At 45.5% G+C, this 25,570-nt stretch carries 14 protein-coding genes and 2 pseudogenes; 9 read left to right on the plus strand and 7 right to left on the minus strand.

Going from position 1 to position 25,570, the window contains the following annotated elements:
* Positions 1-726 precede the first annotated feature (726 nt).
* Positions 727-1,746, plus strand: a complete 1,020-nt coding sequence (locus QUB39_RS05170; protein WP_333057714.1) for a glycosyltransferase family 4 protein — start codon at positions 727-729, stop codon at positions 1,744-1,746.
* Positions 1,747-1,801: 55 nt separating this feature from the next.
* Here QUB39_RS05170 and QUB39_RS05175 read toward each other — a convergent pair.
* The 3 genes and pseudogenes from QUB39_RS05175 to QUB39_RS05185 all read right to left on the minus strand — a co-directional run.
* Positions 1,802-1,940 (minus strand): annotated as a pseudogene (locus QUB39_RS05175) (transposase); the annotation flags it as partial.
* Positions 1,941-2,073: 133 nt separating this feature from the next.
* A complete protein-coding gene (locus tag QUB39_RS05180; protein WP_333485021.1) occupies positions 2,074-7,941 on the minus strand; it encodes a protein kinase domain-containing protein in 5,868 nt (1,955 codons plus the stop codon).
* 224 nt (positions 7,942-8,165) lie between these two features.
* Positions 8,166-13,562: an AAA family ATPase gene (locus QUB39_RS05185; protein WP_333485022.1), complete on the minus strand. Its 5,397-nt coding sequence runs from the start codon at positions 13,560-13,562 to the stop codon at positions 8,166-8,168.
* Between the two features lie 203 nt (positions 13,563-13,765).
* On the opposite strand from QUB39_RS05185, the pseudogene QUB39_RS05190 reads away from it, so the two are divergent.
* Positions 13,766-14,461, plus strand: a pseudogene (locus QUB39_RS05190) (IS1 family transposase); the annotation flags it as partial.
* 79 nt (positions 14,462-14,540) lie between these two features.
* On the opposite strand, the gene QUB39_RS05195 reads toward QUB39_RS05190, so the two are convergent.
* Positions 14,541-14,933, minus strand: coding sequence for a hypothetical protein (locus QUB39_RS05195; RefSeq protein ID WP_333057711.1), 393 nt, complete (start codon positions 14,931-14,933; stop codon positions 14,541-14,543).
* 551 nt (positions 14,934-15,484) lie between these two features.
* On the opposite strand from QUB39_RS05195, the gene chlP reads away from it, so the two are divergent.
* On the plus strand, positions 15,485-16,705 hold the full coding sequence (chlP, locus tag QUB39_RS05200) for a geranylgeranyl reductase (RefSeq protein ID WP_333057710.1): 1,221 nt from the start codon (positions 15,485-15,487) through the stop codon (positions 16,703-16,705).
* A 147-nt stretch (positions 16,706-16,852) separates the two neighbouring features.
* Here the strand turns inward: chlP and QUB39_RS05205 are convergent, their stop codons facing one another.
* Positions 16,853-17,395: a Dps family protein gene (locus QUB39_RS05205; protein WP_333208277.1), complete on the minus strand. Its 543-nt coding sequence runs from the start codon at positions 17,393-17,395 to the stop codon at positions 16,853-16,855.
* Positions 17,396-17,750: 355 nt separating this feature from the next.
* On the opposite strand from QUB39_RS05205, the gene QUB39_RS05210 reads away from it, so the two are divergent.
* The 3 genes from QUB39_RS05210 to QUB39_RS05220 all read left to right on the plus strand — a co-directional run bounded on the left by QUB39_RS05210 (position 17,751) and on the right by QUB39_RS05220 (position 20,319).
* A complete protein-coding gene (locus QUB39_RS05210) occupies positions 17,751-17,996 on the plus strand; it encodes an Asr1405/Asl0597 family protein (RefSeq protein WP_333057709.1) in 246 nt (81 codons plus the stop codon).
* A gap of 73 nt (positions 17,997-18,069) precedes the next feature.
* Positions 18,070-18,732, plus strand: coding sequence for a (2Fe-2S) ferredoxin domain-containing protein (locus tag QUB39_RS05215; protein WP_333057708.1), 663 nt, complete (start codon positions 18,070-18,072; stop codon positions 18,730-18,732).
* Between the two features lie 255 nt (positions 18,733-18,987).
* Positions 18,988-20,319: a hypothetical protein gene (locus QUB39_RS05220; RefSeq protein WP_333485023.1), complete on the plus strand. Its 1,332-nt coding sequence runs from the start codon at positions 18,988-18,990 to the stop codon at positions 20,317-20,319.
* Between the two features lie 38 nt (positions 20,320-20,357).
* Here the strand turns inward: QUB39_RS05220 and QUB39_RS05225 are convergent, their stop codons facing one another.
* Positions 20,358-22,520 (minus strand): flavin-dependent dehydrogenase, encoded by a 2,163-nt coding sequence (locus QUB39_RS05225; RefSeq protein WP_333057705.1) that lies wholly within the window; start codon positions 22,518-22,520, stop codon positions 20,358-20,360.
* Between the two features lie 181 nt (positions 22,521-22,701).
* Here QUB39_RS05225 and QUB39_RS05230 point away from each other — a divergent pair, with 181 nt between their 5' ends.
* Positions 22,702-22,941 carry a hypothetical protein gene (locus QUB39_RS05230; RefSeq protein WP_333057703.1) on the plus strand — a complete coding sequence of 80 codons (240 nt, stop codon included), beginning with the start codon at positions 22,702-22,704 and terminating at the stop codon, positions 22,939-22,941.
* A gap of 41 nt (positions 22,942-22,982) precedes the next feature.
* Positions 22,983-23,546, plus strand: coding sequence for a Uma2 family endonuclease (locus QUB39_RS05235; RefSeq protein ID WP_333057701.1), 564 nt, complete (start codon positions 22,983-22,985; stop codon positions 23,544-23,546).
* Between the two features lie 77 nt (positions 23,547-23,623).
* Here QUB39_RS05235 and QUB39_RS05240 read toward each other — a convergent pair whose 3' ends face one another.
* Entirely contained in the window at positions 23,624-24,703 is a 1,080-nt protein-coding gene (locus QUB39_RS05240; RefSeq protein ID WP_333057699.1) for a M23 family metallopeptidase, read from the minus strand.
* 160 nt (positions 24,704-24,863) lie between these two features.
* Between QUB39_RS05240 and QUB39_RS05245 the strand changes: the two genes are divergently transcribed.
* Entirely contained in the window at positions 24,864-25,565 is a 702-nt protein-coding gene (locus tag QUB39_RS05245) for a phosphatase PAP2 family protein (RefSeq protein ID WP_333208273.1), read from the plus strand.
* Positions 25,566-25,570: the final 5 nt, after the last annotated feature.

Below are 25,570 nucleotides of genomic sequence, written 5' to 3' on the forward strand. Positions count from 1 at the left end.
ACTTACAATTTTAATTGTTATTGTGGGATGGGCGTCCCGCCCGTCCACTCATGACGGGCGGGACGCCCATCCCACAATCTTGTGGAAGTTATTTAATTCTCATTCCTTAACCCAAGCGTATTGGGTAATGATTGGGAGCTCGCTTTAATTAAACATAAAATCCGATCGCTTTTAGAGTCCCGACAACTAGGCGCGAAGTTGAGGTTCTCCGTATTCTGTTTTTATATGTGGTATTACTTAGCAAATCCGGCTTAATACCCGGTCGGTTATCTTAGTGCGTAAGAGCCGGGATGAGAGTATGTGTAGCAGCCATTTAAATCACCACGTTATCTAAAACGCTTGGAAAACCCTATTTAGTAGGACGCCAAACATATGGGAAAAATTATTAGTGCGTTTTGGATGCTCCTGTTTCATTCTTTACAGTAAAATTACATAATTTTTGGTTCAGGGTCTTGTCAGTGAATTCACTTAAATGTTATCTTATCAGCATACAACCACTGTCAGACTGCCGAATCTACTTTTCAATCAAACGAGACTGGTCTCTAAACCGAGCCGGATTATTCTATATCCGTGTTTAGAAACAAGTAAAAAAACTTTACTTAACTCAAGATGAATCCCATGTTAAAACTGAGTGCTTTATTCCCAATCCATTGCAATGACCGAGCCATCAGCCACGTATTTTTTTCAGTGTGCAAACAATGGCAAAACCCTGAGCTGAAGGCTCGCATGGTTGTCCCGAGTTGCGATAGCTCCTGTCGCTACTCAAATATAGTTGAAGCAATTCCGTCATTGCTGAAAAAACTGTATTACAGCAGCCATAGTGCTCCCAAAATTAAGGCAGAGAAGCGTTTTCTCAAAGATATCAAAAATTTTGATGTTGCCTACTTGTGGCCCGGTCTCTCAGTAGATACTGTAAAGAGCGTTAACAAGCAGAGTAAGCCGATTTTTTTGGAGCGAGTTAATACTTGTCAAAGGCAAGCTAAGAGTATCCTTGACGATGCTTACTCTCGCTTGGAATTGCAACCTCAACACACAATTACCCCAGAAACAATTAAGAACGAAGAGCAAAAACTCAAGCTAGTTGACTTCCTGTTTTGTCCCAGTCCGGCAGTAGTAAAATCGTTTCAAGACGCCGGAGTTCCTGAAGAAAAACTGCTGTTAACCACTGAAGGTTGGTCGCCAGAGCGTTTCCCCAATTATCAATTCCAAAAACCGCCTTCAGAGGAAGTTAACGTCCTTTTCCTAGGCTTTGCCTGCGTCCGCAAAGGGGTTCACCTACTGTTGCAGGCTTGGGAGCGAGCTGGGATTAAGGGAAAGCTGACTATTTTTGGCAGACTCGAACCGGCGATCGCTCAAACTTGCAGCCATTTGCTGGAACGTTCTGATGTAGTTCACTTTGATTATGCTTTGGACTACAGTTCTGCCTATCGCCAAGCTGACTTTTTTGCCTTACCCAGTCTCGAGGAAGGTAGCCCACTCGTCATCTATGAAGCGATGGGTCATGGTTTGCCTATTCTGGCTTCACCGATGGGAGGAGGCGGTGTTGTGCGTGATGGCATTGACGGCATAATTCTTCCTCCCTACGATACTGACGCCTGGGTGGAGGGACTGCGCCAACTATCTAATTCTCCTGATTTGCGCGCTAAAATGGGAGCCGCCGCCCGCCAGCGAGCTTTGGAGTTGACTTGGCCACAAGTTGCTGCTAGGCGCGGAGAGCAGATTCGGCAAAAAATGCAGGCAAAATAAAAACTAAATAGGAAAGGACTGACCAAAAAAATGGGATGCAAGCCCCTTCTTCTGTGGCCGGCTTTTCTTGATTTCTGATATACTCCTTCAAAACTTCTTTCTTACGCACCTCCAGCAGAAACAGCAAAATAACTAGGACTCCATAATGCTTCTTTGTGGGGTTTTTTGTGTCTAGCCTGCCCGTACCGACGGCTTAAAGGTTGAGTCGAATTTAGGTGATAGGTGGAATGAATCGGCTAATGAGCAGTGCGTTGAGCTAAGATTGCACCCAGCCATAGAAAAGGGGTAAAACTTTTGACTATGACATAAAATTATTTTGCAATAGGTCTAATGTAAATTGTGTAGCCTGTCTTTGATTTTTGTGCGAGTCAACAATGCAGACTCACAGCGTTCCCAGTAAATTTTAGCAACGCGATCGCCCTGATTCTGACGCCAACACTCTTCAAAAAGCCGCGCCGCTTCAAAGAACTTCCCTTCCGAGTAAAGTGCCCTAGCTTCTGCAAACAATTCCAGCGTAGCTAACTTCGCCTGTTTAATTTCTGGTGAATCTGCATCAAACACCTCATAAATCGTCACAGCTTCAGATTTTCCCTTGACTTTTACCGTATCGAGAGTGCGGATTGCGTACTGGGAAGGATTTTTCAGGCGCCCATAAGTGGGCTGCGTAATTAACAGCGCCACCCCATAATTTTTTGTCAAACTTTCCACACGAGAAGCTAAATTCACCGCATCGCTGATGACCGTCCCGTCCATGCGATTTGGTCCTCCCACAGTTCCCAGCATCAAAGAACCCGTATTAATCCCAATCCCAATCTGAATCGTCGCACAGCCAGCGTTAGCGCAGTATTCATTGTATTCAGCGAGGCGGTGCAGCATAGCAATTCCCGCTTTCACCGCATTATCCGCCTCGCCGCTAAACAGCGCCATAATCGCATCGCCAATATATTTGTCGATAAACCCGTGATTTTCATTAATGACTGGTTCCATGCGAGAAAGATAAGAATTTATAAATTTGAAATTATCCTCCGGCGTCATAGTTTCCGAAAGCGTGGTGAAGTCGCGAATGTCGGAAAACAACACCGACATTTCTAACTGCACTTGGTCGCCCAATTCCACATCAATAATGCTTGATTTCTCTAAAAACTGGAGGAATTGATTGGGAACGAAGCGCTCATAAGCTTTGTTGAGTAGAAACAGTTCAGCGGTAAATCTGATTCGCTCTGTTTCCGCTTTTTTGCGATCCGTGATATCTTGAAAGGCTACAATTGCATAAGAAATATTGTCCTTTTCATCATAGATGGGAGTACCCCAAGCCTCGATCGGAATAATCTTGTTGCCTTGGTGGATTTCCATATCCTCAGCGGTGGCACTTTCGCCCCTCAACGCCCGCACAATCGGCAATTCAGCAGAGGAATATTCCCGATCTGTACCAGCTTTATACACTTGATAAACCTCGGATATTTGTTCGCTGGTGACGTTAGGAATAACTCCTTTACCTAATAATTGAATAGCAACACGATTATTATAGTAAGGTTTGCCAGAAGCATCCAGCACTGACACCCCGACTGGAATTGCTTCTAAAAATTGAGTCAGCCTGTTTTCACTTTCGCGGATTTCTGTATAGAGTTGAGAATTTTGAATCGAGATAGCCGCTTGTCCCGATAACAGTTTTAATAGTTCGACTCTTTCAGGGGTAAAAGCTCCGGCTGTTAGGTTATTTTCTAGGTAAACAATACTAATAATTTGAGATTGGTTAATCAGCGGCACGCATAAAATTGATTTGGGCTGATTTTTTCGGATGTAGGGGTCGTTGGTAAATTGTCCCTCTCGGACAGCATCATCAAGTACCACGCTTTCTTGAGTACGACTCACATAATTGACAATTGCGGAGGAAAGTTCTTGACAGGTTTCAACGGGGATTGACTGCAACACGGTGACGAGTTCGGAGTTTATGGATCCTTCAGCTTCAACTAATAGCTTTGCCTGGTTTGATAAAATGAGATATCCTCTTTGCGCCCCCGCATTCTCAATCAAAATTTTCATCAAGTTAGACAGTAGTTTATCCAGCAAAATTTCACCTGAAATTGCGGTTGCTGCTTTCATTACTGTGGTTATATCTAAGTTAGTAGCCAAACCAGTGGTCGTAACTTTTGCGCTAGCTTTAGTGTTTTTTGTTCCCACCTGAATAGGTTTTAATAAGGGGGAGTATCGCCTTTCTAAATCTTTTATTTTAGCAGTAGATCCCCATTGGATATAACAATAATACGCCTCAATCATGTAGAGTTGAGCCAATTTTTCTTTATCCCATTCTAGGTAAAATTTGGCTGCGAGTTCGTTGGCAAGGGCTTCTTCGTTGAGAAATTGATTTTCTTTAGCGAGGAAGATGGCGCGATCGTACATTTCAATCGCCTCAGCTTTATTACCCAACACCCGTTGCCGTTCTGCCTCAACTAAATACCATTTATGCAGATAATTCATCGGAGCATTTTGCGCCCACTCTTCGAGGGTGGTTCGATCAATTTCTACTAAGCCAAGAATTTCTGTTTGCTCAATTGCTGGCTGTGTGGGGAAGAGTGCCAAGTGTGTCAGAGCTGCATAGAAATGGAAAATGGGAACAAGAACTAATCCCGATACTGCCATTAAATACTGTTTGGCTTGAGCAATGTAATCGATCGCAGCCGTGTAATTGCCATAGCAGTAAGCAAGCAGCAGTTTGTAGATGTAGGCAGTAGCGATCGCCGTGAATTCATTAACCTCATGGTGTTTAGGAATCATCACCGTTTCATCGTAGGCAGAGCCGATTAAGCAATCCGACAGAATCCCGTCTTCCCTCAAGTTCAACACCATCTGCTGCGTCATATCTAAATAAACCTGAGCAGAATATTGCTTTACCTGCGCCATGACAGCACTGTAAGCTGCTATTTCGGGTTCCCAGGTATCCAGTTCTACCCCACTGAAAAAGTTGGTATGAAAGTAAAAACCTAGGTTGTTGCCAGCGTGTAGAAAATCGCCAGTTTCTATGCTAGCCGTATAGCCCTCTTTCAGTGTTGATATCGCTGCTCTCATAGCTTCCTGATGATGCTGAATCATGGCCCCAAACAGAACTAAAATGACGGGCTTGAATTCCTGAATATTAAAGTGTTCGAGCAATGAGAGTGCTAATTTGCCAAAGGCATAGCCAGTTTCTACTTGTTTCAAAAAACTACACAACACTATACCGTGAATTCCATACCCCTCGCTTGATGCCGGTGCATTTCCAAAAGAGAGCGATAAACTCACCATTGTCGAGCTAAGCAGTGGTAGTAATTCTGGCAGTCCCTGGTAAATGGGTGAAATTAATATTCCTAACAGTTGCATAGTTGCCTGAGTATGAAGATCGGTCATCACAGGCAGGTTAATCAATTCTTCTACCCTTCTTCCCTGGAGTTGACTGGCAAGGGTTTGTAGAGCTTTGTTAATCAAAGCTTCGTCAGGTTCGGGAGGCAGTTCAACTCCTAATTGCAAGAGTGCATCTCTACCCACTGCGATCGCCTCCAACATCTTGCCCTGGGCTGCATGAGTAGCGATTTGAATTTCGTAAATTTTAATTTTGTCTAAAATCGTCTTAGCTTCTTGCAATACCAATGCTGCCATCTGTTCCATACCCTCAAAGTCAGCATTCAAATAGGCAGCTTCGGTAGCAGCAACATAGAGATTCAGGGTCAATTCATACTGAAGAAGCCAGCAGTTGGCTGTTAGTAGATCAATCCCTGTTTGCAGATAGACCATTGCGGCTGCGTAGGCGGTAGAATTTCTGGCCTTACCTCCCGCTTCTAAGTTGAGTAGGGCTAAGGCTTCTCGTTCGCTTAATTGATTGATTAACTCAATTCCTTGATTTAAATGCCCCACAATATCAAAGAGTTTTTCTTCTCTTTCTATGTCCGAATATTTGTGTAGGAGTAACTGTCCAATTTTGAGATGAGTAGCTTTTTTTTTGTTTTCGGGTATTAGGGAATAAGCTGCTTGCTGGACGCGATCGTGCAGGAACTTATAAATTGGGTTAGCCACAGACTCAGTAGGGGATTGAGCATCTGTTTGAAGGAAGTTATAGCCTTCTTTGATCAGTATAATAAGTCCTTCTTGCAAGGCTTTCCAGAGTGCTGATTCCGTTTCTTCGGGTAATTCTTCGCTGACTATTGCCAATGTCTCTAAATCAAACTGTGCCCCAATGCAAGCCGCCAACTTGAGAACATTCTGAGTTTCTTTCGGCAACTTCTGCAATTGCGCCGCCATAAACTCCACCACATCCGAGGCGTGGGTAAGTCTAGCTTGAGCAATATCGCACTGCCACCCCCCTTTACTTCCCCCCTTAGTAAGGGGGGACACAGGGGGGTCAAAGATAATTTGACCATCTTCATACAGCGACTTGAGGAATTGAGTCGAGAAAAAGGGATTACCTTGGGTTTTTTGATAAACCAATTCTGTCAAGGGCCCGGCCAAAGATAAATCGCAAATCAGCGTATCTGCTACCAACTGATTGAGATCTGCTAAACTCAACGGTTGCAGGGTAATCGTATTCACCACTGCCCCAGACTTCACAATCTCATCCACAGTCAACATAAACGGATGAGTCGGTGATACCTCATTATCCCGATAAGCACCCAATACTAACAGATGCCCCCTATCCTCCATTAACAGTTGTAGCAACTTCAGGGATGCCGAATCCGCCCACTGCAAATCATCTAAAAATATCACTAAGGGATGTTCGGCGGTGGTAAATACTTGCACAAATTTCTGCATCAGCAGATTGAAGCGATTTTGGGCGGCACTCCCGGACAATTCTAGTGCAGGACTTTGAGCGCCAATGATGTGTTCTAATTCAGGAATTACGTCAATCAAGACTTGCCCACTCTCGCCTACTGCGGTGAGAATCATGGTTTTCCATCTGTGTAACTGAGCGTCACTTTCTGATAATAATTGCCCCATCAATTCCCGAAATGCTTGCACAAATGCACTAAAGGGAATATTTCGTTGAAATTGGTCGTATTTGCCTTTGATAAAATAGCCACGCTGTCGGGCGATCGGCTTGTGAACTTCGTTCACTACTGCGGTTTTACCAATCCCAGAAAATCCAGCTACTAGCATCATTTCACTGCCGGATAAATGCGATCCCCCCCCGCCCTGGGCGGGCACGGGGGCACCGCCCCTACTAACGGAGTCACATGAAGCCCCATTTATTAAGGGGGGCTGGGGCGATCGTCTTGATGCAATCCGTTCAAAAGCAGCTAATAGATTATCAACTTCACTTTCCCGGCCGTATAACTTTTCGGGTATCAGGAAACGGTCTGTAATATCTCGCTTTCCCAAGTCAAATTCTTCTATGCTATCGGTTTGTTGTAATTGAAGCAGACACATTTCTAAATCATGCTTTAGCCCCCCGGCTGTTTGATAGCGGTTTTCTGCGTTCTTCGCCATCAGTTTACTGACAAGTTGAGACACAATTAGGGGAATTTTTGGCTCTATTTCGTGCGGAGGAACTGGCTGTCTAGCAATGTGGCAGTGAACAAGTTCTAAAGTATCTTCAGTCTCGAAAGGTAGTTTTCCTGTCAACAATTCGTAGAAGGTGACACCGAGGGAGTAAAAGTCAGTACGGTAATCGAGAGTGCGATTCATTCTCCCCGTTTGTTCTGGTGAAATATACGCTAATGTGCCTTCTAAAATGTTGGGGTTTTTCAGGGTGGGCGTTTCTCGCGTTAGCTGAGTGGATATGCCAAAATCAATAATTTTTAATTGTTCTGTTTCCGGGTTGTAAACAATATTTGAGGGATTAATATCTTTGTGGATGATGTTGGCGCTGTGAATTTGCCCTAAAATTTCAGTTGTGGCGATCGCAATTTGTAAAAATTCTTCAAGAGTAAAGGATCGCTGCTGCATCCAAATTGTCAAGGATTCCCCGCCAAAGTCCTCAACAAACATCACGAGGCTATTTTGGTATTTTTGCAAGTCATAGACTCGCACGACTCCCGCCTCTTTCAACTCTTGGGTGATGCGGTATTCGGTGCGGTAGCGCACCAATTCTTGAGGTGTGGGGTAGCTTTCTTTGAGGAGTTTGAGGATAATTGGCTCTTTATCTGCTTCCCGAATGGCCCGGTAAACCAGAGAGTTGGCGCTTTCATAGAGAAGTGTCTGGACGGCAACGCCTGGAATCGAGAGCATATTGGTTTTTTTTGCTAAAAATTAAAGCTAACTCAAAACGCACCAGCTTTCTGTATACAATAGCGCGTTAGAAACGAAAAATTTTTGTTTTTGTAACAAATGTTTAGTTTTTCCGGTAGCACCCTGCAAATACTTTGTGGTAGCCCCGATCGCGATCGCCTAGTTTGTAGAGTGTCTCAACAGTCGATCGCACTTTTGGTGTAATTTTCAGGTATAGCAACCGCTTAATGTAAATTGTGTAGCCTGTCTTTGATTTTTGTGCGAGTCAACAATGCAGACTCACAGCGTTCCCAGTAAATTTTAGCAACGCGATCGCCCGGATTCTGACGCCAACACTCGGAAAACAGCCGCGCCGCTTCAAATAACTTCCCTTCCGAGTAAAGTGCCCTAGCTTCTGCAAACAATTCCAGCGTAGCTAACTTCGCCTGTTTAATTTCTGGTGAATCTGCATCAAACACCTCATAAATCGTCACAGCTTCAGATTTTCCCTTGACTTTTACCGTATCGAGAGTGCGGATTGCGTACTGGGAAGGATTTTTCAGGCGCCCATAAGTGGGCTGCGTAATTAACAGCGACACCCCATAATTTTTTGTCAAACTTTCCACACGAGAAGCTAAATTCACCGCATCGCTGATGACCGTCCCGTCCATGCGATTTGGTCCTCCCACAGTTCCCAGCATCAAAGAACCCGTATTAATCCCAATCCCAATCTGAATCGGCGCATAGCCCGAATTAGCGCGGTTTTGAGTGTATTCAGCGAGACGGTGCAGCATAGCAATTCCCGCTTTCACCGCATTATCCGCCTCGCCACTAAACAGCGCCATAATCGCATCGCCAATATATTTGTCGATAAACCCGTGATTTTCATTAATGACTGGTTCCATGCGAGAAAGATAAGAATTTATAAATTTGAAATTATCCTCCGGCGTCATAGTTTCCGAAAGCGTGGTGAAGTCGCGAATGTCGGAAAACAACACCGACATTTCTAACTGCACTTGGTCGCCCAATTCCACATCAATAATGCTTGATTTCTTTAAAAACTGGAGGAATTGATGGGGAATAAATCGCTCATAAGCTTTGTTGAGTTGAGCCAGCCTGCTTTCATTTTCGCGTACTTCTGTATAAAGCTTAGAATTTTGAATCGAGATAGCTGCTTGTCCAGATAATACTTTTAATAGTTCCACTCTTTCAGGGGTAAAAGCTCCCGCTGTCAGATTATTTTCTAAGTAAACAATACTAATGATTTGAGATTGGTTAATCAGTGGCACACATAAAATTGATTTGGGCTGATGCTTTCGGATGTGGGCGTCGTTGGTAAATTGTCCCGATCGCGCAGCATCATCTAGTACCACGCTTTCTTGAGTGCGACTCACATAATTGACAATTGCGGAAGAAAGTTCTTGACAGGTTTCAACGGGGATTGACTGCAACACAGTGACGAGTTCGTCATTGATGGTTCCTTCAGCTTCAATGAACAGTTGTCCCTGGCTTAACAAAATTAGATAGCCTCGTTGCGCCCCTGCATTTTCCATCAAAATTTTCATCAAGCTAGACAGTAGCTTATCTAGCATAATTTCTCCAGAAATCGCCTGAGAAGCCTTCATGACTGCGGCAATATCTAGGTGATTTCCCGAACCAGTCGTTGTCATTGCTACGGTAGTTTGAGTGTTTTTCCTTCCCGGTTGAGTTACCGCGAATAAGTGAGGATATCGCGTTTCTAAATCCGTTACCTTAGCAGTGGCTCCCCATTCAACATAACAATAATACGCCTCAAATATGTAGGCTTGAGCAACTTTTGTTTTGCCCCATTCCGAGTAGAATTTGGCTGCTAGTTCGTTGGCCAGGGCTTCGTCATTAACATATTTGTTTTCTTTGGCTCCCGAAATTGCGCGATCGTACATTTCAATCGCCTCAGCTTTATTGCCCAAAACTCGATAGCGTTCTGCTTCCACTAAATACCATTTATGCAGATAATTCATCGGAGCATTTTGCGCCCACTGTTGCAGCGTGCTTTGATGGGTTTCCACTAAGCCAAGAATTTCAGTTTGCTCAATTGCTGGCTGTGTGGGAAAAAGTGCCAGGTGCGTCAGGGCAGCATAAAAATGAAAAATGGGAACAAAAGCCGATCCAGATACTCCCATCAAATACTGTTTGACTTGGGAAATATGGTCTAGGGCAGCCGTATAATTGCCATAGCAGTAAGCAAGCAGCAGTTTGAAGATGCAGGCACAGGCGATCGCCGTAAATTCATTATCCTGATAGTGCTTGGGAATCATCACCGTTTCATCGTAGGCAGAGCCTATTAACAAATCCGGCCGAGTATGGGTGTCCCTCAAGTTTTGCACCGTCTGCTGAATCATATCCAAATAAATCTGAGCAGAATATTGTTTCAACTGCGCCATGACAGCCCTGTAACCTGCTATTTCTTGTTCCCAAGTGTCTAGTTCTACACCAGCGAATAAATGAGTATAAAAGCAAATATATATGTTGTAGCCAGCATCTACAAAGTCGCCGGTTTCCATACCAAACCTATAGCCCTCTTTCAGCGTCGGTATCGTTGCCAAAAGAGATTCTTGGCGATGCTGAATCCAGCCACCAAACAAAAGTAGAACTGTGGACTTTAATTCGGGTACATTCAACCTATCCAGCAATGAAAGTGCCAATTGCCCAAAGCCATAGCCCGTTTCCACCTCTTGTAAAAAGGCACAGAAAACCATCCCGTGCATCGCATAACCCACCGTCGATGGGGGCGCATTTCCAAAGGAGAGTGATAAACTCACCATCGTGGAGCTCAGCAGGGGCAGCAAACCGGGCATTCCCTGGAAAATGGGTGGAAACAACATACCAGACAATTGCATAGCTGCCTGAGTCTGTGGATTTGTCATCACAGGTAGATCAACCAATTCCTCAATCTTTCTGCCGCCGAGGAGAGCCGCAAGGGCTTGTAGCGCTTTGCCAATCTTGGCTTCATCAGGTTCGGCAGGGAGTTCAATCCCCAATTGTAAGAGTGCCTCTCTTGCTACTGCGATCGTTTCTAACACCTTGCTCTGAGCTGTCTGAGCGGCAATTTTAATTTCGTAAATTTTAACTCGATCTAAAATTGTTTGAGCTTCTTGCAAAACCAGTGCTGCCATCTGTTCCATACCATCAAAGTCACCATTCAAATAGGCAATTTCAGCAGCAGCAACATAAAGATTTAGCGCCAATTCATATTGACTTTGCCAGCAGTTTGCTGTCAGTAACTCAATTCCCGTTTGTAGATAGATATTTGCCGCAGCGTAGGCGGTAGAATTTCTAGCCTTACGTCCAGCTTCTAAGTTTAGCTGGGCTAAGGCTGAGCGTTCACTTAATTGATTGATTAACTCAATTCCTTGATTTAAATGCCCCACAATATCAAATATTTTTTCTTCGATTTCTATCTCAGAAGAACTTTGTAGCACTAACTGTCCTATTTTCAGATGAGTGGCTTGTTTTTGCTCGTCGGGAATCAATGAATAAGCCGCTTGCTGGACGCGATCGTGCAGAAACTTATAAGTGGGATTAGCAACAGACTGATTCAGGGATTGAGCATCTGCTTGAATGAAGTTATAGCCTTCTGAAAGCACTAAAATGAGTCCTTCTTGCAAGGCTTTCCACAGCGTTGATTCCGTTTGTTCTGGTAATTCTTCGCTGACTATTGCCAATGTCTCTAAATCAAACTGCGCCCCAATGCAAGCCGCCAGTTTGAGGGCATCCTGAGTTTCGGCAGGCAACTTTTGCAATTGCGCCGCCATAAACTCCACCACATCCGAGGCGTCGGCAAATTTAACTTGATTAATATCGCACTGCCACCCCCCTTGTACCCCCCTCTGTCCCCCCTTGGTAAGGGGGGATGAAAGGGGGGTGGGGGATTGAGGAGGGTTAAAAATAATTTGACCATCTTCATGCAACGCTTTGAGGAATTGAGTCGAGAAAAATGGATTTCCTTGAGTTTTTTGATAAACCAATTCTGTCAGGGGCCCGGCTAAAGATAAATCGCAAATCAGCGTATCTGCTACCAACTGATTTAGATCTGCTAAACTCAACGGTTGCAGGGTAATCGTATTCACCACTGCCCCAGACTTCACAATCTCATCCACAGTCAACATAAACGGATGAGCCGGTGATACCTCATTATCCCGATAAGCACCCAATACTAACAGATGGCCCGTATCTTCCATCAACAGTTGTAATAACTTCAAAGATGCGGAATCTGCCCACTGCAAATCGTCCAGAAACATCACTAAGGGATGTTCGGCGGTGGTAAATACTTGCACAAATTTCTGCATCAGCAGATTGAAGCGATTTTGGGCGGCACTCCCGGACAATTCTAGTGCAGGAGGTTGAGCGCCAATGATGTGTTCTAATTCAGGAATTACGTCAATCAAGACTTGCCCACTCTCGCCTACTGCGGTGAGAATCATGGTTTTCCATCTGTGTAACTGAGCGTCACTTTCTGATAATAATTGCCCCATCAATTCCCGAAATGCTTGCACAAATGCACTAAAGGGAATATTGCGTTGAAATTGGTCGTATTTGCCTTTGATAAAATAGCCACGCTGTCGGGCGATCGGCTTGTGAACTTCATTAACTACTGCGGTTTTACCAATCCCAGAAAAGCCAGCTACTAGCATCATTTCGGCACTAGCATTACGAACTCTTTCAAAGGCTTTTAATAAATTATCAACTTCAGTTTCTCTGCCGTATAACTTTTCGGGAATCAGGAAATGGTCTGTAAGATCCAGCGTTCCCAAGTCAAATTCTTCTATGCTATCGGTTTCTTGTAATTGAACCAGACAGATTTCTAAGTCCTGCTTAAGACCCAATGCAGTTTGATAGCGATTTTCCGCATTTTTTGCCATCAGCTTGCTGACAATTTGCGAGAGAATTAGGGGAATTTGTGGATCGATTTCGTGCGGGGAAACTGGTTGTCTGGCAATGTGGCAGTGAACTAGCTCTAAAGCGTCTTCTGTTTCAAAAGGGAGTTTTCCTGTCAGCAATTCGTAGAAGGTGACACCGAGTGAGTAAAAGTCAGTGCGGTAATCGATAGAGCGATTCATCCTACCAGTTTGTTCCGGCGAGATGTAAGCGAGGGTTCCTTCTAAAATGTTGGGGTTTTTCAGGGTTGGCATTTCTCGCGTTAGCTGAGTGGAAATGCCAAAGTCGATAATTTTGAGCTGTCCGGTCGCTGGATTGAATACTATATTAGAAGGGTTAATATCTTTGTGTATAATATTGGTGCTGTGAATTTGCCCTAAAGTTTCAGTGGCAGCGATCGCAATTTGCAGAAATTCCTTGAGGCTAAACTTTCGCTGCTGCATCCATATTTTCAAGGATTCCCCGCCAAAGTCCTCCACAAAAATCACCAGGCTGTTTTGGTATTTTTGCAAGTCATAAACTTGCACGACTCCCGCCTCTTTCAGCTCTCGGGTGATACGGTATTCGGTGCGGTAGCGTAGCAATTCTTGAGGTGTCGGGTAGCTCTCTTTGAGAAGTTTGAGGATGAGCGGTTGGCGATCCGCTTCCCGAAGGGCCCGGTAAACCAGAGAGTTAGCACTTTCGTAAAGCAGCTTCTGGACGGCAATGCCTGGAATGGAGAGCATATTTATTTTTCTTGTAATAATTAACGCGAAGTCAAAACACACCGGGTTCGTTGTATCGAGAATAGCGCTTTAGAAAGGAACAAATTATGTTTTTATAACACACTCTTAGTTTTTCGGCAGCGAAGTGGCTTTCAGGTTGTCTGGCATAGTAAGGGTAAGGAGTTATCATGCGACGTACCTAAGCCTTGTTAATTCTCAACTCCATGAATTGTCACCGTTTCGGTTATCCAAACATCGTTAAAAATTGTCCCACCCCCAGCGCTAAGCAAAATTTTGAATGTATATATTGTCACAGGCAGTTTGTTTAAAACCCCAGACATCAAAGGATTTCAGAAGAAACAAAAAATTGAGCGATCGGCTTTTATTAGAAAAAATATCTTGAGTGGCGATTGTCAAATTCACGAGGGTGTCCCCCCGCTGGTTCCAATACTTGTTTTTCAACAATTAGCATGAGTCCCCCGGAAAGTTCAAGTAAAGTCAAAAAAACCAGGCAAGCTAACGATCCAATGTGATGAAATGTAGTCGTTTTTAGGAAATAAGGGGAACAAGCACTGGAAAGAGCGGGCCAATTGATGCCTTAAGCAAAGAAATTCTAGGGGTGTATATAGGAAGTCGAGTTGAAATGGGTGCTAAAGGTTTTTGGGATTCCCTCCCAGTAGTGGACAGACAATGTGCCGTCTATTATACAGATTTTTGGGCAGGCTCAAAAAAAAATCCCCAGCGACACAAATCTCTGGGGGAAGATACTGGCAAAACTTCTGATATGGAAAGATTCAATAACACCCTTCAGCAAAGGATATCTCGTTTGGCAAGAAAGACTTTGTTTTCATCTATCTATAAAGATATCCAATCATGTGAGTATCTTCTGGTATTTTATCCATGATTACAAAGTTTCTTTACCCCTAAAAATGTTTAGGATTTTTCGTTGGTATGCAGGACTACCAGACTTTGTTCTCATGATTTTGGAGAGTCATTGATCTACTTCCGCTTACCCTTCCCGGCTACAAACTCCCGCAGCCGAAGTAAACTAGCAGTTTGCCCCAAATTCAGAGGCAGCAGCGAAACTCCTTCCAACCGAGACTGCACCCAACCATCGCCCCAATACCACTCGTGAAATCCGTCAATTCCCTGACTCAATAACAGCCGCAGACAATTGTGCTCAACAATATCAACGTGATGCTGAACTGCCACGGGGCCTAGCCAACTTGTAAAGGTCAAACCTTGAGCAAATTCTTCTGGCAAACCGCTAGACAACTGCTGCGGCCACAGCCACTGCTGCAATTGACTCGGACGCAACAAGCTGTCTCTAATCGCTGTTTCGGAAGCTTCAAGCTCAATCCGCAGGTTGCTTTGTTGAAAATTACCGAGCATAAGAATTTTAGATATAACTGCAAGTAACTTTAATGTAACTTATTGGACTGCTTCTAAGTAAAATGTTGCACCATTCGGGTAAAGTAGGGGCGGGTTCACCAACCATCTCTAACTCTCACCAACAATTAAAATAAACCCGCCCCACCCCACTAAAAACCCCCAATTGACATTGGTGCAACATCTCAGTTCTCACCGAGTATCCCGATCGAACATCATATCAAGTCCGGTTGATTAACCGCGATCGGCGAGGTCGGGGCGGGTTTACGAGATTATTAGTTTTAGGCACTGATGGTTGGCGAACCCGCCCCTACAGTGGTTTGACGGAGGGTGCAAAATGTTCGATCGCACATCACCGTCCATCCACCTTCATCTACACTGAAAGATTTAAGATATTCGATCGCACCTACTGCCCGAAACCCGATTTTCGTATCGAACTGTTAAGCTCTGTTTCATTTCATTGAAATCTCCCCTGCTTCACCCCACCGCATCCAAACTCCGTGATACCATCACACCTGAGTAATGCCTATAGAAAAAAACTGGAGAGAAAAGCTTTGACACTAAGGGTTGCAGTAGTAGGTTCAGGCCCTGCGGGTTCTTCCGCCGCCGAAACACTGGTAAAAGCAGGCATCGAAACATACCTATTCGAGCGTAAATTAGACAACGCCAAACCCTGCGGTGGGGCGATTCCCCTGTGCATGGTCAGCGAATTTGACTTGCCGCAAAGTATTATTGACCGCCAAGTCAGAAAAATGAAAATGATCTCCCCCTCCAACGTCGAGGTGGACATCAATATTGAAAACGCCCACGAATACATCGGTATGTGCCGCCGCGAAGTTCTCGATGGCTTCATGCGCGATCGGGCCGCTTCCTTGGGTGCAAAACTAATTAACGGCACCGTTCACAAATTAGAAATTCCCGGCAATAATACAGACCCCTATACTCTCCACTATGCCGACCACTCCGACGGCAGCGCAATGGGAATTCAGAAAACTCTGAAGGTGGATTTGGTAATCGGGGCTGACGGCGCTAACTCTCGCGTAGCAAAGGCGATCGACGCTGGTGATTACAATTATGCGATCGCCTTCCAAGAGCGCATCCGCCTGCCGGAAGATAAAATGGCTTACTACCACGACTTAGCCGAAATGTACGTCGGCGATGACGTATCTACCGACTTCTACGCTTGGGTGTTCCCCAAATACGACCACGTAGCCGTCGGCACCGGCACGATGAAAGTCAATCAAGCCAGTATCAAAAAGCTGCAAGCGGGCATCCGCGCCCGCGCTGCCAAAAAACTGATGGGCGGTGAGATTATTAAAGTGGAAGCTCACCCCATCCCGGAACATCCGCGTCCCCGCCGGGTTGTCGGCCGAGTTGCTCTCGTAGGCGATGCTGCAGGTTACGTTACCAAGTCTTCTGGCGAAGGTATCTATTTTGCCGCCAAGTCTGGCCGGATGTGCGCCGAAACTATTGTGGAGATTTCCAATAAAGGCGCGCGCATTCCGACTGAAGAGGAAATTAAGATTTACCTGAAGCGGTGGGATAAAGCCTACGGCATTACTTACAAAGTTCTTGACATTTTGCAGCGCGTGTTCTACCGTTCCGACGCTACCCGCGAAGCTTTTGTGGAAATGTGTGCCGATCGCGATGTGCAGAAACTCACATTCGATAGTTACTTGTATAAAACAGTGGTACCCGCTAATCCTTTCGTGCAGATGAAGATTACCGCGAAAACCATTGGTAGTCTGTTGCGCGGGAATGCTTTAGCGCCTTAATTCCCTGCGGATAAACGCACTTTGTATAAAAAAGCGGGCAGTCACAAAACTGCTCGCTTTTTTTTCGATCTAAGATAATGAACTGTCAAAATTCACAGGCGAGACGCCGGTGCCACGTGTGCTAAGGAAGAGGGAGAAGAAGAATTGTTAGTTCAAGTTCAACTGCACTAAGGTATCGGGGGCGAGGAAGTGGGAAATGTGATAAGCCCGCTCTTCTGTTTTTAGCAGGATTTTTTCGTAGAGGTAGCGCGTAGCTCGATCGCCCAAACTTTCTGCTTGCCCTGCTTGACGGCGCAGCAAACCGAGGATAGCTTGCTCCGCAATTAAATCGTGTTCTAGCATTTGGCGGCAGGAATATACGCCGTCGGCTTCCGGCTCAAAACAGCACAACTCAGCTAGCTTGCTAAAGCTAGCTGCTGGTATGCCGCCCAACCCGTTTAACCGTTCGCCCAACTCGTGGACGCTATCTTGAGCTTCTCCGTAGCTTTCTTCAAAGAATTTGTGCAAGGAGTAGAATTCTGCCCCTTCCACCACAAAATGATGTTTTTGATATTGCAGGTATAGAGCCTGAAAACTGGCCAGCAGCGCGTTCATTCCTTCACAAATCGGTGCTGTGACTGAATGTTCCAGTAGAACTGGGTTTTCGGCTATGTGGCCAAACGGTCTTAATGCACTCTGAGTCTCAGTCATGTGTGTTCTCCTCTCAATAGGCAGTTTTGTTGCCAATAGAGTCAGTCTAGCACCGTAAATTTACCAGTCAAGCAGAGTCTGCCTCAATAGTAGAAGATTTTATAGAGTAGGAATTTTTTTTTGTAAACCTATTGAGAATTATTAGCAGTTGGGTTATGCTTGAACAAGATCCTCGTTCTGAACGCTTCCTGAAAAGGGGGCGAACCTTCTGAAGGCAGAAGGCAGAAGGCAAAAGGCAGAATTTTTCAGGAAGGGCTTTTGATAATCCTTGATGTTCTGCTGAAATCTGGCTTTTAACTTCTACCCGCTACCAGTCAGGGTAAAAATTAATGCAAATTATTACTGTTGTTAAAAAATGAATCCAGCAGATCCAGAATTAGAAGTTTGTGACATTGTGCAAGTTAGTTGGCTAGATAGGTGGCAAGTTTACAAACGCTTGCAAGAACTAGAAATTCCCTGCTGGTGTGCGGTTGACCAACCTTTGCGGGCAAAAGTCAACACTGTTAAACAAGCGGCTCAGTTAATGAGCGTGTTGAGGCAAGTCAGTGCCCCTCGGTACGAACTGGTGCAGTGGCTGGAATACTGCTGGCAAAGGGGCTAAAGGTAGAAGGAAGTTCGGCAACGAGCAATGTAGAAGATGTAACGGATGTAACGGATTTAAAGGAGTTATAACAATGTATAAGTCTGGCAAGCAAGTTTCTGAATTCAGTTTAGAGGGAGAAATCCTCGGCCTGATTATTGAAGATGGCTGTAAACTTAAATATTTGCGAATTAGTAGCGATCGCGGAGTAGAATATCTTGTTAAACTTTGCAAGGAATTGCGGTCATTTCTGTCGCCTATTTTGACACCGGGGTTGAGAGTTCAAGTTGTAGGTGAGAAAGAACTCAATTTGAAAAACGGTAAAATAAAACTTAAAGCTCGCAGCCTCAAGCTGGCTCAAGGTCAAAATGATCGATCGCACGAACACCTTGACTCCACCAATGTACCTATTGGGTTATTGACATCGGACGATCGCGCGATCGGCAAAACCCAAGTAACCTCTCCCACAGCAGCTCAAACTGTAAAAGCTCCGGCAAAAACCCAAACCAAAATATTAGTATGTCAAAAATCAGACTGCCAGAAGCGGGGCGCTGGAGGAGTCTGTAAAGCTTTAGAAAATGCTTTGAATGCGCGCGGTTTAGAAGACAAAGTGACAGTACAGGGAACCGGATGTCTCAAACAGTGTAAAGCCGGCCCAAATATAGTGGTGATGCCGGACAAAACTCGCTACAGCCGCATTGCACCGGCAGAAGTTCCAGCAATTATTGACAAACATTGTGCAGTTGTTAAAGCTTAGGGATCGCCCGGATGCCGAAACAGTGCGTTAGAGATCGGGAAAAATTATTTTGATAGGACTCTGGGCGAAAAACTTACAGGCGCATCTTACGCCTGAATGTGAGTTCTGGTTGTAGTTCGATCGCGCCACTCGATTCAGAGGTTATTGTCCGAAAAAACCGGAAAAATGCCAAAACTATCACTTAGGGGCTTCCTTCTGTAGAATCTCTAAGGATAGACTGTATCTGAGACCCTGTGAGTATTGGGATAAAAAGCCATGTCAGAAGCTGATCTTCGAGCCCATCAGCACCAACCGCACCCTGCTGTTCCATCCGATACCGAACCATTGCATTCAGATTTTGCTGCTACTGGGGGTTTTGAGCCGATCGCCCCCGATGAGACAGACACTCCCGCAACCGTTCCCCAACAGCCAGAAGAAGACTGGCAAACAGTAGATTTTCCCAACGCCATCAGCGTAGATGCAATTCCCACAAAACCGGAAACAAAAAATTCGCAATCTCCGACACAGCCGACTGAGGCGGGCTCGCCCCCGATTTCAGACAATCTAAAAAATATGCTTGGGAATGCCGAACAGGCCAAGGGCAAAGGATCGACCCCAGTCACCCTTATGCAAGCGCTGCACGAATGCAACCGCGACCTTTTACAGCGCATCGCCCAGCTAGAAACAGCTCTCGAAGAGTCCCAAAAAACCTTGCAGAATCGCGAAACTTTGCTAGAACAGCGGACTGCAGAACTCGAAAATGCTCAAGAACAATTGACGCGGCTGTTTGGCAAAGTGGAAGTTTCCCATCAAACCCTCCAAAGTCAAGAAATTTTAGTCGAAAGTTTAAGAAATCAGTTGGCAACCAGCCAAGTCAGGCTAGCGACTGTTGAGCGAGAATGTGCGTCTACTGTGCAGCGCTACAACGAACAGTTACACCAGTTAGTAGCCACAGAAAATATTTGCAGGGAATTGCGAGCCCGCTTGCAGCGCCAGCAGCGCCACACTCTGCAATTCAAAGCTGCCTTGGAAAGAAGTTTGGACAGGCCGCAGGTAAAGTCGCCGAGGATCGAGCAGCCTGACAATAATCTGGACACCGCCAGCGCACAATTAGAATCATTGCTCGCGGCGGTCAAAAGCTCTCAGATGCCGGTGCCGCCAGCCTTCAACGCTTCCCCTGTCCAACCTTGGTCGGAACCAGAAGAGCTTGCAGAGGTAGCTGCTGCTGTTGAGGCGATCGAGCCTGAAGCCCCAGCCAATCAGGAACTCAACAAATTAGCCCAAGTATCCGTCATTCAATTGCAGGAGATCGAAACCTACCAGCCTGATGAGCCAGCAACTGACTCGGCCGAACCGGTTGCGGAACCTGAACTGCCGGTGGCTGAGTCTGAAGCCGAAACTGCTACCAAAGAGGACACCCAAGAATTGGCCAGGGCTTTTCAAATTTTGAACTCCGTTGAAACCTTTGGCATTCAAGAAGTGCGATCGAGTGTGGCAAAACCTACAGCAGTCGCCCAACCAGACTGGCTGAGTTTGATTGCCAGTCCGCTGCGGGCTTCTAAAAAACGTCGATCGCTAGCTGAAATTGAATTGCCGAGTTTTCGATAGCGAACTGAAGTTGCTAGTTTTGAGTTAAAAGTCAAAACTCAACACTCTTTTCTCCCCTTTCCCATGCCATAGGTGAGAGCATAGCTGGTAGCCAACAGCCACAGCCAAACACCCGGATACCGGGGTTCCAACCAAGGTTGTACCCTGCGGGCGAAACTGGGAAGCCATCCGAATAGCAAACTGGCCAAAGCCAGCAGAGTAAAATTCAAGTAACTTCCCAGCCAGCGCCAAATATCCCCCAAGGTGACAAAATCTAAAATCCACAAAAGGAGAGAAGGGTTTTTTCCGGCTGCTTCGATCGCCAGTCGATTGAAAGTTAGCCAGTCGGTTCTATCTTTAATAAAAGTTTCGGCGACGGCGAGTTTTTGTGCTGCCAAAATACCGAAAAAGGTATTGAGCATTGAATTAATTCTTTGGGGTGGCAAACTGCTGCCGGTAGGAACCATCATGCCTTTAGAAAATAGCCAAGTTACTGAAATATTGCTCTGGTAGGCGCGAATTTGGTTTAAGTGATTTGCCGTCAACAAATTGTGCTTTAATGCTGTATCCAACAGGTCTGTTAAGCGGAAAAGATTGCGGACAAGAGAGCCGAAGCCTGTGAAAACGAGGGGAGATTGCAAGGATGCTGCGTCGCCGATCGAGACTAGGCGATCGATCGCCACGGAGCGATCGCTGCTGTTGCTGCTAAAATGCCCAGGAATATAACCAAAGGTCGGTTTTTTCCAAACCAATTTATCGACATCGCAGCGGCGGTATTCCGGCAAAATTGCGAAAAAATCTTCGTACATTTCCAGCAAAGAACCGGGATTCTCTGGATGTACTTGGTGGTAGTGAAATAGATAAACTGTCAGTTCTGTGCCGGCGCCGGGAAACAACTCCCAAATGAGCTGGCGTCCGCGGGAAATGTCCCCGTGAGTGTGGAGTACATCCCCGTAATCGGAATCCCATATTCCCGGCTCAAATCCTCCGTCGATGACTGCTCCCACTGTCGGACAAACGCTGTCAAAAGTCCGCCCTTCGTTCAATTGCCAAGCGATGGGAGAAGCCGACCCCATTGCATCCACCAGCAGCCGTCCTAATGCAGTGCGATCGGCTTTTGTCGGCAAGTGGCGGCCCTGAACTACTACTTTTTCTGCTTCAACATCTGCTCTGATAAACTCAGTTTCGTCCCAGATTTCTCCACCAGCTTCTGTTAGCTTAACTCCCGCTAAATTCAGCAATTTCTCTCCGTCCAAAGCTACATTGAGTACCTTTGGTGTGTGCAGAACAGGCGCTTTAGCCACGAACGGATTGTTAGCATCAAAAAACTTGTTGTAGCCATCTTTGTATTCTCTGGCAATCAAAGTTTCGATTTCTGCAGCAGTAAATAAACCCAAATCAATTAAGCTTTGAATTTCGTCCCGCGAAATATTCCACTCGCGATTCATCCGCCCGAAAGGCATTCGCTCAACTAGCAGCACCCGGTAGCCCAATCTCGCCATGACTGCGGCGTGAATCACTCCCAAGGCCCCGCCAATATAAATTAAGTCGTAAAAAGTATCGCCAGAATCAGACACCGAAACTGTACTTTTTACCTTCTTCTTAACATCGGTTACATCCGTTAAATCCGTTACAGAATCCGTTGCCGAACCCTCTTCCTTCAAAAACACTACTTGTTTTGGCGTTTGAGGATTGCGAGTGCCTTCGCGCCAACGCTGTTCCCACCAGTAGACGCGCTTGAGGTCATATTCGCCATTAGGCATTTTTTGGAAGTATTTGACGGTCAAGGGGTAATAGGGGGCAAGAGCCTCAAAAATTGACTGCTTGGAGAGGTCTATGACAGGGGGTTCCCGGTAGCGATCGGGAAACTTGTTTCTTACAGCAAGATTCAGAGCTTCCAGGAACTTTTTTTCTCCCGCAGGCGCCTCTTCTAGACGAAAGACTTTTAAATAAGTGGTGCGTTGCAGTGACCAGACAAAGGTGGAAAGTTCTGTCGATCGCCAATTTTGGTTTCCTGAATTGGTGTCAGCCAAGGCGGGTTTTGGATTGGCATTTTGAGTTCCAGACTTCTGAACCTCGGCTGTTGTGGCTGGTGAAAGCAGGCGAAAGCCGTCAGCAGTAATAATTTTTTCTCCCATTCCGGGATCGAATTCGTGCTGCAACCAAGTGCAGACTGCTGCTGTATCCGGTGTCGGAACTTCTAGATAAAGAATTTCTTGCATGATTAGGCTCTCAATTCTGAATAAATTAATAAAGATGGGGGAGTTGACAAGGGAGCAAAGTAGGCTATACTCCCGAATACTTATTTAGTTTTAAATAAGTTTACAGTGTTCTCAGATTTTTAGCTGATTCGCCGGAAGCCCCACAGCGGCTGAACATCTACTCCCTTCGGTATGCACTCCTATGAATTATCCCATTCCTACGAATCCTCAAGAAATGATTGCTTTGCGGCAGCAGCCGCTGAATGAAGAATTGGTGGCGTCGGCGATCGCGGGTGTGATTCAAATAGCTCGATCGCGATCTCAGTCTTTGGATGAATTGAAGGCTGAGGTACTAGCCGACGACAATCTGCTCGATTTTGCTCAGAGGCTATGGCTGAGCGACATTGTGGCTCAAGCTTGGAACAATTTGCCTGATTACTAGACTGCTGCTAAAAGATCTACTTCATTAGAGGTGAACTTAAAATGGTACAAACAAGATTAAAATCCTTAACTTTAGAAGAGTTTCTCCAACTACCCGAAACCAAACCGGCCAGCGAATACATTGATAATCAAATTATTCAGAAGCCAATGCCACAAGGGAAACACAGTGCGACTCAATGTGAACTAATTATTTTCATTAACACTATATTAAAACCAAAAAAAGTTGCACGAGCATTTCCTGAACTCCGGTGTACCTTTGGCGGAAGGTCAACAGTGCCTGATGTTTCAGTATTTGTCTGGAACAGAATTCCCGCCGATGATAACGGCGAAATTGCTAATGTCTTTCCCATAGCTCCTGATTGGACAATTGAGATTTTGTCGCCTGACCAAAGTCAAACTAAAGTTACTAAAAATATTCTGCACTGCTTAAATCATCAAACTCAAATGGGCTGGCTGATCGATCCCGACGAACAATGCGTTTTTGTTTATGTTCCCCAGCAACAGACAGCAGTATTTGATGAACCCGAAATGCTGCTACCTGTGCCGTCCTTCGCTAGCGAACTGCGGTTGAGTGTCGGAGAATTATTTGGCTGGCTGCTGAAATAATCTTCGGAAGAATGTCCTATTTTTAATATTTTTTACTTTTCCCTAGTGACAACAGTCAACAGTCAACAGTCAACGGACTAACGCAACTCAACTTCTCGCTTGACTTCTGTCAAAACTCGATCGCCTCGCATCAACCGGTATTCGGCCCGCCAAACTCCCGGAATCAGAGGAGAATTTGTACTGTTTCTTTTGCCGACATAACCCAACCAAGTACGGCTGGGGGCTTTAATTTCATTGGTCTGATCGGCGATGGTTGTGCCGTTGGGTGCAAATAATTTGTATTGTTCCCGATCGCCCTTGAGCACTCCGTAACTTTGCACCCAAAACAACAAAGCTGGACTGTTTACAGGGAGTTGAGTTTCGGAAAATTGTCCTTCCCAGACAGCGTTGATATCGGGCGGCTTATTGGCAAAACCAGCCCTAATTAAACCTGTGGAAATATAGTCTAGAGGCTTGTCCCAAATTGGATTGCGGGCGATGTTGCAGCCTACCTTCGCGTCGGGTCCGACAAAGGGATCTACGGCTTTGCCTTGATAGCGATAAGTTACGTGTACGTGGGGGAAAGATGCCATCCCAGAGTTTCCCACCATGCCCAAAACAGTGCCTTTTTCTACCTGCGTACCCGGTTTGACGGCAACGCTGCCTTGGCGGAGGTGGCAGTATTGGGCTTCCCAACCACCGCCGTGGTCAATTACCATGCCGTTGCCGCATTCTGTGCCTGCGAGATTGGCTTTTTCTGTATCGTTTTGTAAACGCCGATCGACCACACCATCTCGTGCTCGCAAAACTTTGCCTGCTGCGGAGGCAATAACTGGAACTCCTTTTGCCATTGCTTTGGCATCGGGAATGGCAAAATCTGTGCCGTCGTGGCCGTCGTAGGTTTGGCGCCCGCAGCCAAAATCGACGGCGGTGGGGCCGGGTTCTCGATCGAAATACAGCAATACAAAACAGTCTTTGCCGAGGGTACAGTCGATCGGCTGACCGAATTGCGGGTTGTTGGGCTTTTGGGCGACTGCGGAAGAAACGAGACGCTGGGCGATCGTGTTGGCTTCGGCGATCGGGGCACTTACTCCGCTGTTAGTAGCACAGCTAGAAAGACTTGTCAACCCCAAGGTCAACAAAATTGCAGAAATGTATTTTGTGGAGAGTATAGTCATTCGCCGATTGGATGTAAAAGCTGAGGTGGGTAGTGAAAAATCAATTAATCATTCAGAATAGAGTTGCTCAAGAATCTAGACGATGGGTAAGGCGTTTTCGTTTCCTATCTTTGTTGTATTATTTTGAGTTAGAAATTTTAAAATTTTAATTAGTTCAAGAATGGGTTCTAAAATTCGATCGCTCATTTCGATAATTCGGCTGGCCGGGCTTGCGGTTGCGGCTTTGGCGATGTGGGGATTTGCCACTATTGCCGAAGAGGTGTTGGAAAAAGAAAGTTACGCTTTCGATACCTCTATTTTACTCGCTCTGAGGCAATTGCACACTCCCTTGCGCGATCAAATAATGCTGGGATTTACCTTTTTGGGCGAACCGAATTTGCTGCTAGTGATTTGTCTGACGTTGGGTATTATTTTGCTAGCGCGCAATCACCGATCTGAATCTGCAACTATTGCGCTCGCGGGTGGTGGAGCGATCGGTTTAAATTTACTATTAAAAAAACTTTTTGCCCGCGATCGACCTCAACTTTGGGAGCGTGTTGTTAATGTCACATTTTACAGTTTTCCTAGCGGTCATGCAATGATTTCAATGGTTATTTACGGTTTGCTAGGATATTTTTTGGGTGTACGATTTCCCAAGCAGCGCTGGTCGATTTACAGTTTGACAGTTGTCTTAATTGCTGCTATTGGTTTGAGCCGGCTTTACCTAGGAGTTCATTGGCCTACCGATGTTATTGCTGGTTATACTGCTGGTTTGGTGTGGCTAATTACCTGTATTATCACTTTGGAAATATGGAAGGAATTGCGTTCTTTTACTAGGGCTTCTCAAGAGGAGTTTTTGTCACAGGAAAAAAATCAAGAATAATTTGA

The organism is Microcoleus sp. AT8-B5 (assembly GCF_036705565.1).
Lineage (GTDB): Bacteria > Cyanobacteriota > Cyanobacteriia > Cyanobacteriales > Microcoleaceae > Microcoleus.

Bases quoted from the DNA above. Each gene is read 5' to 3' on its own strand.
- QUB39_RS05170 (WP_333057714.1), top strand. From the start codon at position 727: ATGGTTGTCCCGAGTTGCGATAGCTCCTGTCGCTACTCAAATATAGTT.
- QUB39_RS05225 (WP_333057705.1), bottom strand. From the start codon at position 22,520: ATGCAAGAAATTCTTTATCTAGAAGTTCCGACACCGGATACAGCAGCA.
- QUB39_RS05240 (WP_333057699.1), bottom strand. From the start codon at position 24,703: ATGACTATACTCTCCACAAAATACATTTCTGCAATTTTGTTGACCTTG.
- QUB39_RS05210 (WP_333057709.1), top strand. From the start codon at position 17,751: ATGAATCCAGCAGATCCAGAATTAGAAGTTTGTGACATTGTGCAAGTT.
- QUB39_RS05215 (WP_333057708.1), top strand. From the start codon at position 18,070: ATGTATAAGTCTGGCAAGCAAGTTTCTGAATTCAGTTTAGAGGGAGAA.
- QUB39_RS05195 (WP_333057711.1), bottom strand. From the start codon at position 14,933: ATGCTCGGTAATTTTCAACAAAGCAACCTGCGGATTGAGCTTGAAGCT.
- QUB39_RS05205 (WP_333208277.1), bottom strand. From the start codon at position 17,395: ATGACTGAGACTCAGAGTGCATTAAGACCGTTTGGCCACATAGCCGAA.
- QUB39_RS05185 (WP_333485022.1), bottom strand. From the start codon at position 13,562: ATGCTCTCCATTCCAGGCATTGCCGTCCAGAAGCTGCTTTACGAAAGT.
- QUB39_RS05235 (WP_333057701.1), top strand. From the start codon at position 22,983: ATGGTACAAACAAGATTAAAATCCTTAACTTTAGAAGAGTTTCTCCAA.
- QUB39_RS05230 (WP_333057703.1), top strand. From the start codon at position 22,702: ATGAATTATCCCATTCCTACGAATCCTCAAGAAATGATTGCTTTGCGG.
- QUB39_RS05180 (WP_333485021.1), bottom strand. From the start codon at position 7,941: ATGCTCTCGATTCCAGGCGTTGCCGTCCAGACACTTCTCTATGAAAGC.
- QUB39_RS05245 (WP_333208273.1), top strand. From the start codon at position 24,864: ATGGGTTCTAAAATTCGATCGCTCATTTCGATAATTCGGCTGGCCGGG.
- QUB39_RS05220 (WP_333485023.1), top strand. From the start codon at position 18,988: ATGTCAGAAGCTGATCTTCGAGCCCATCAGCACCAACCGCACCCTGCT.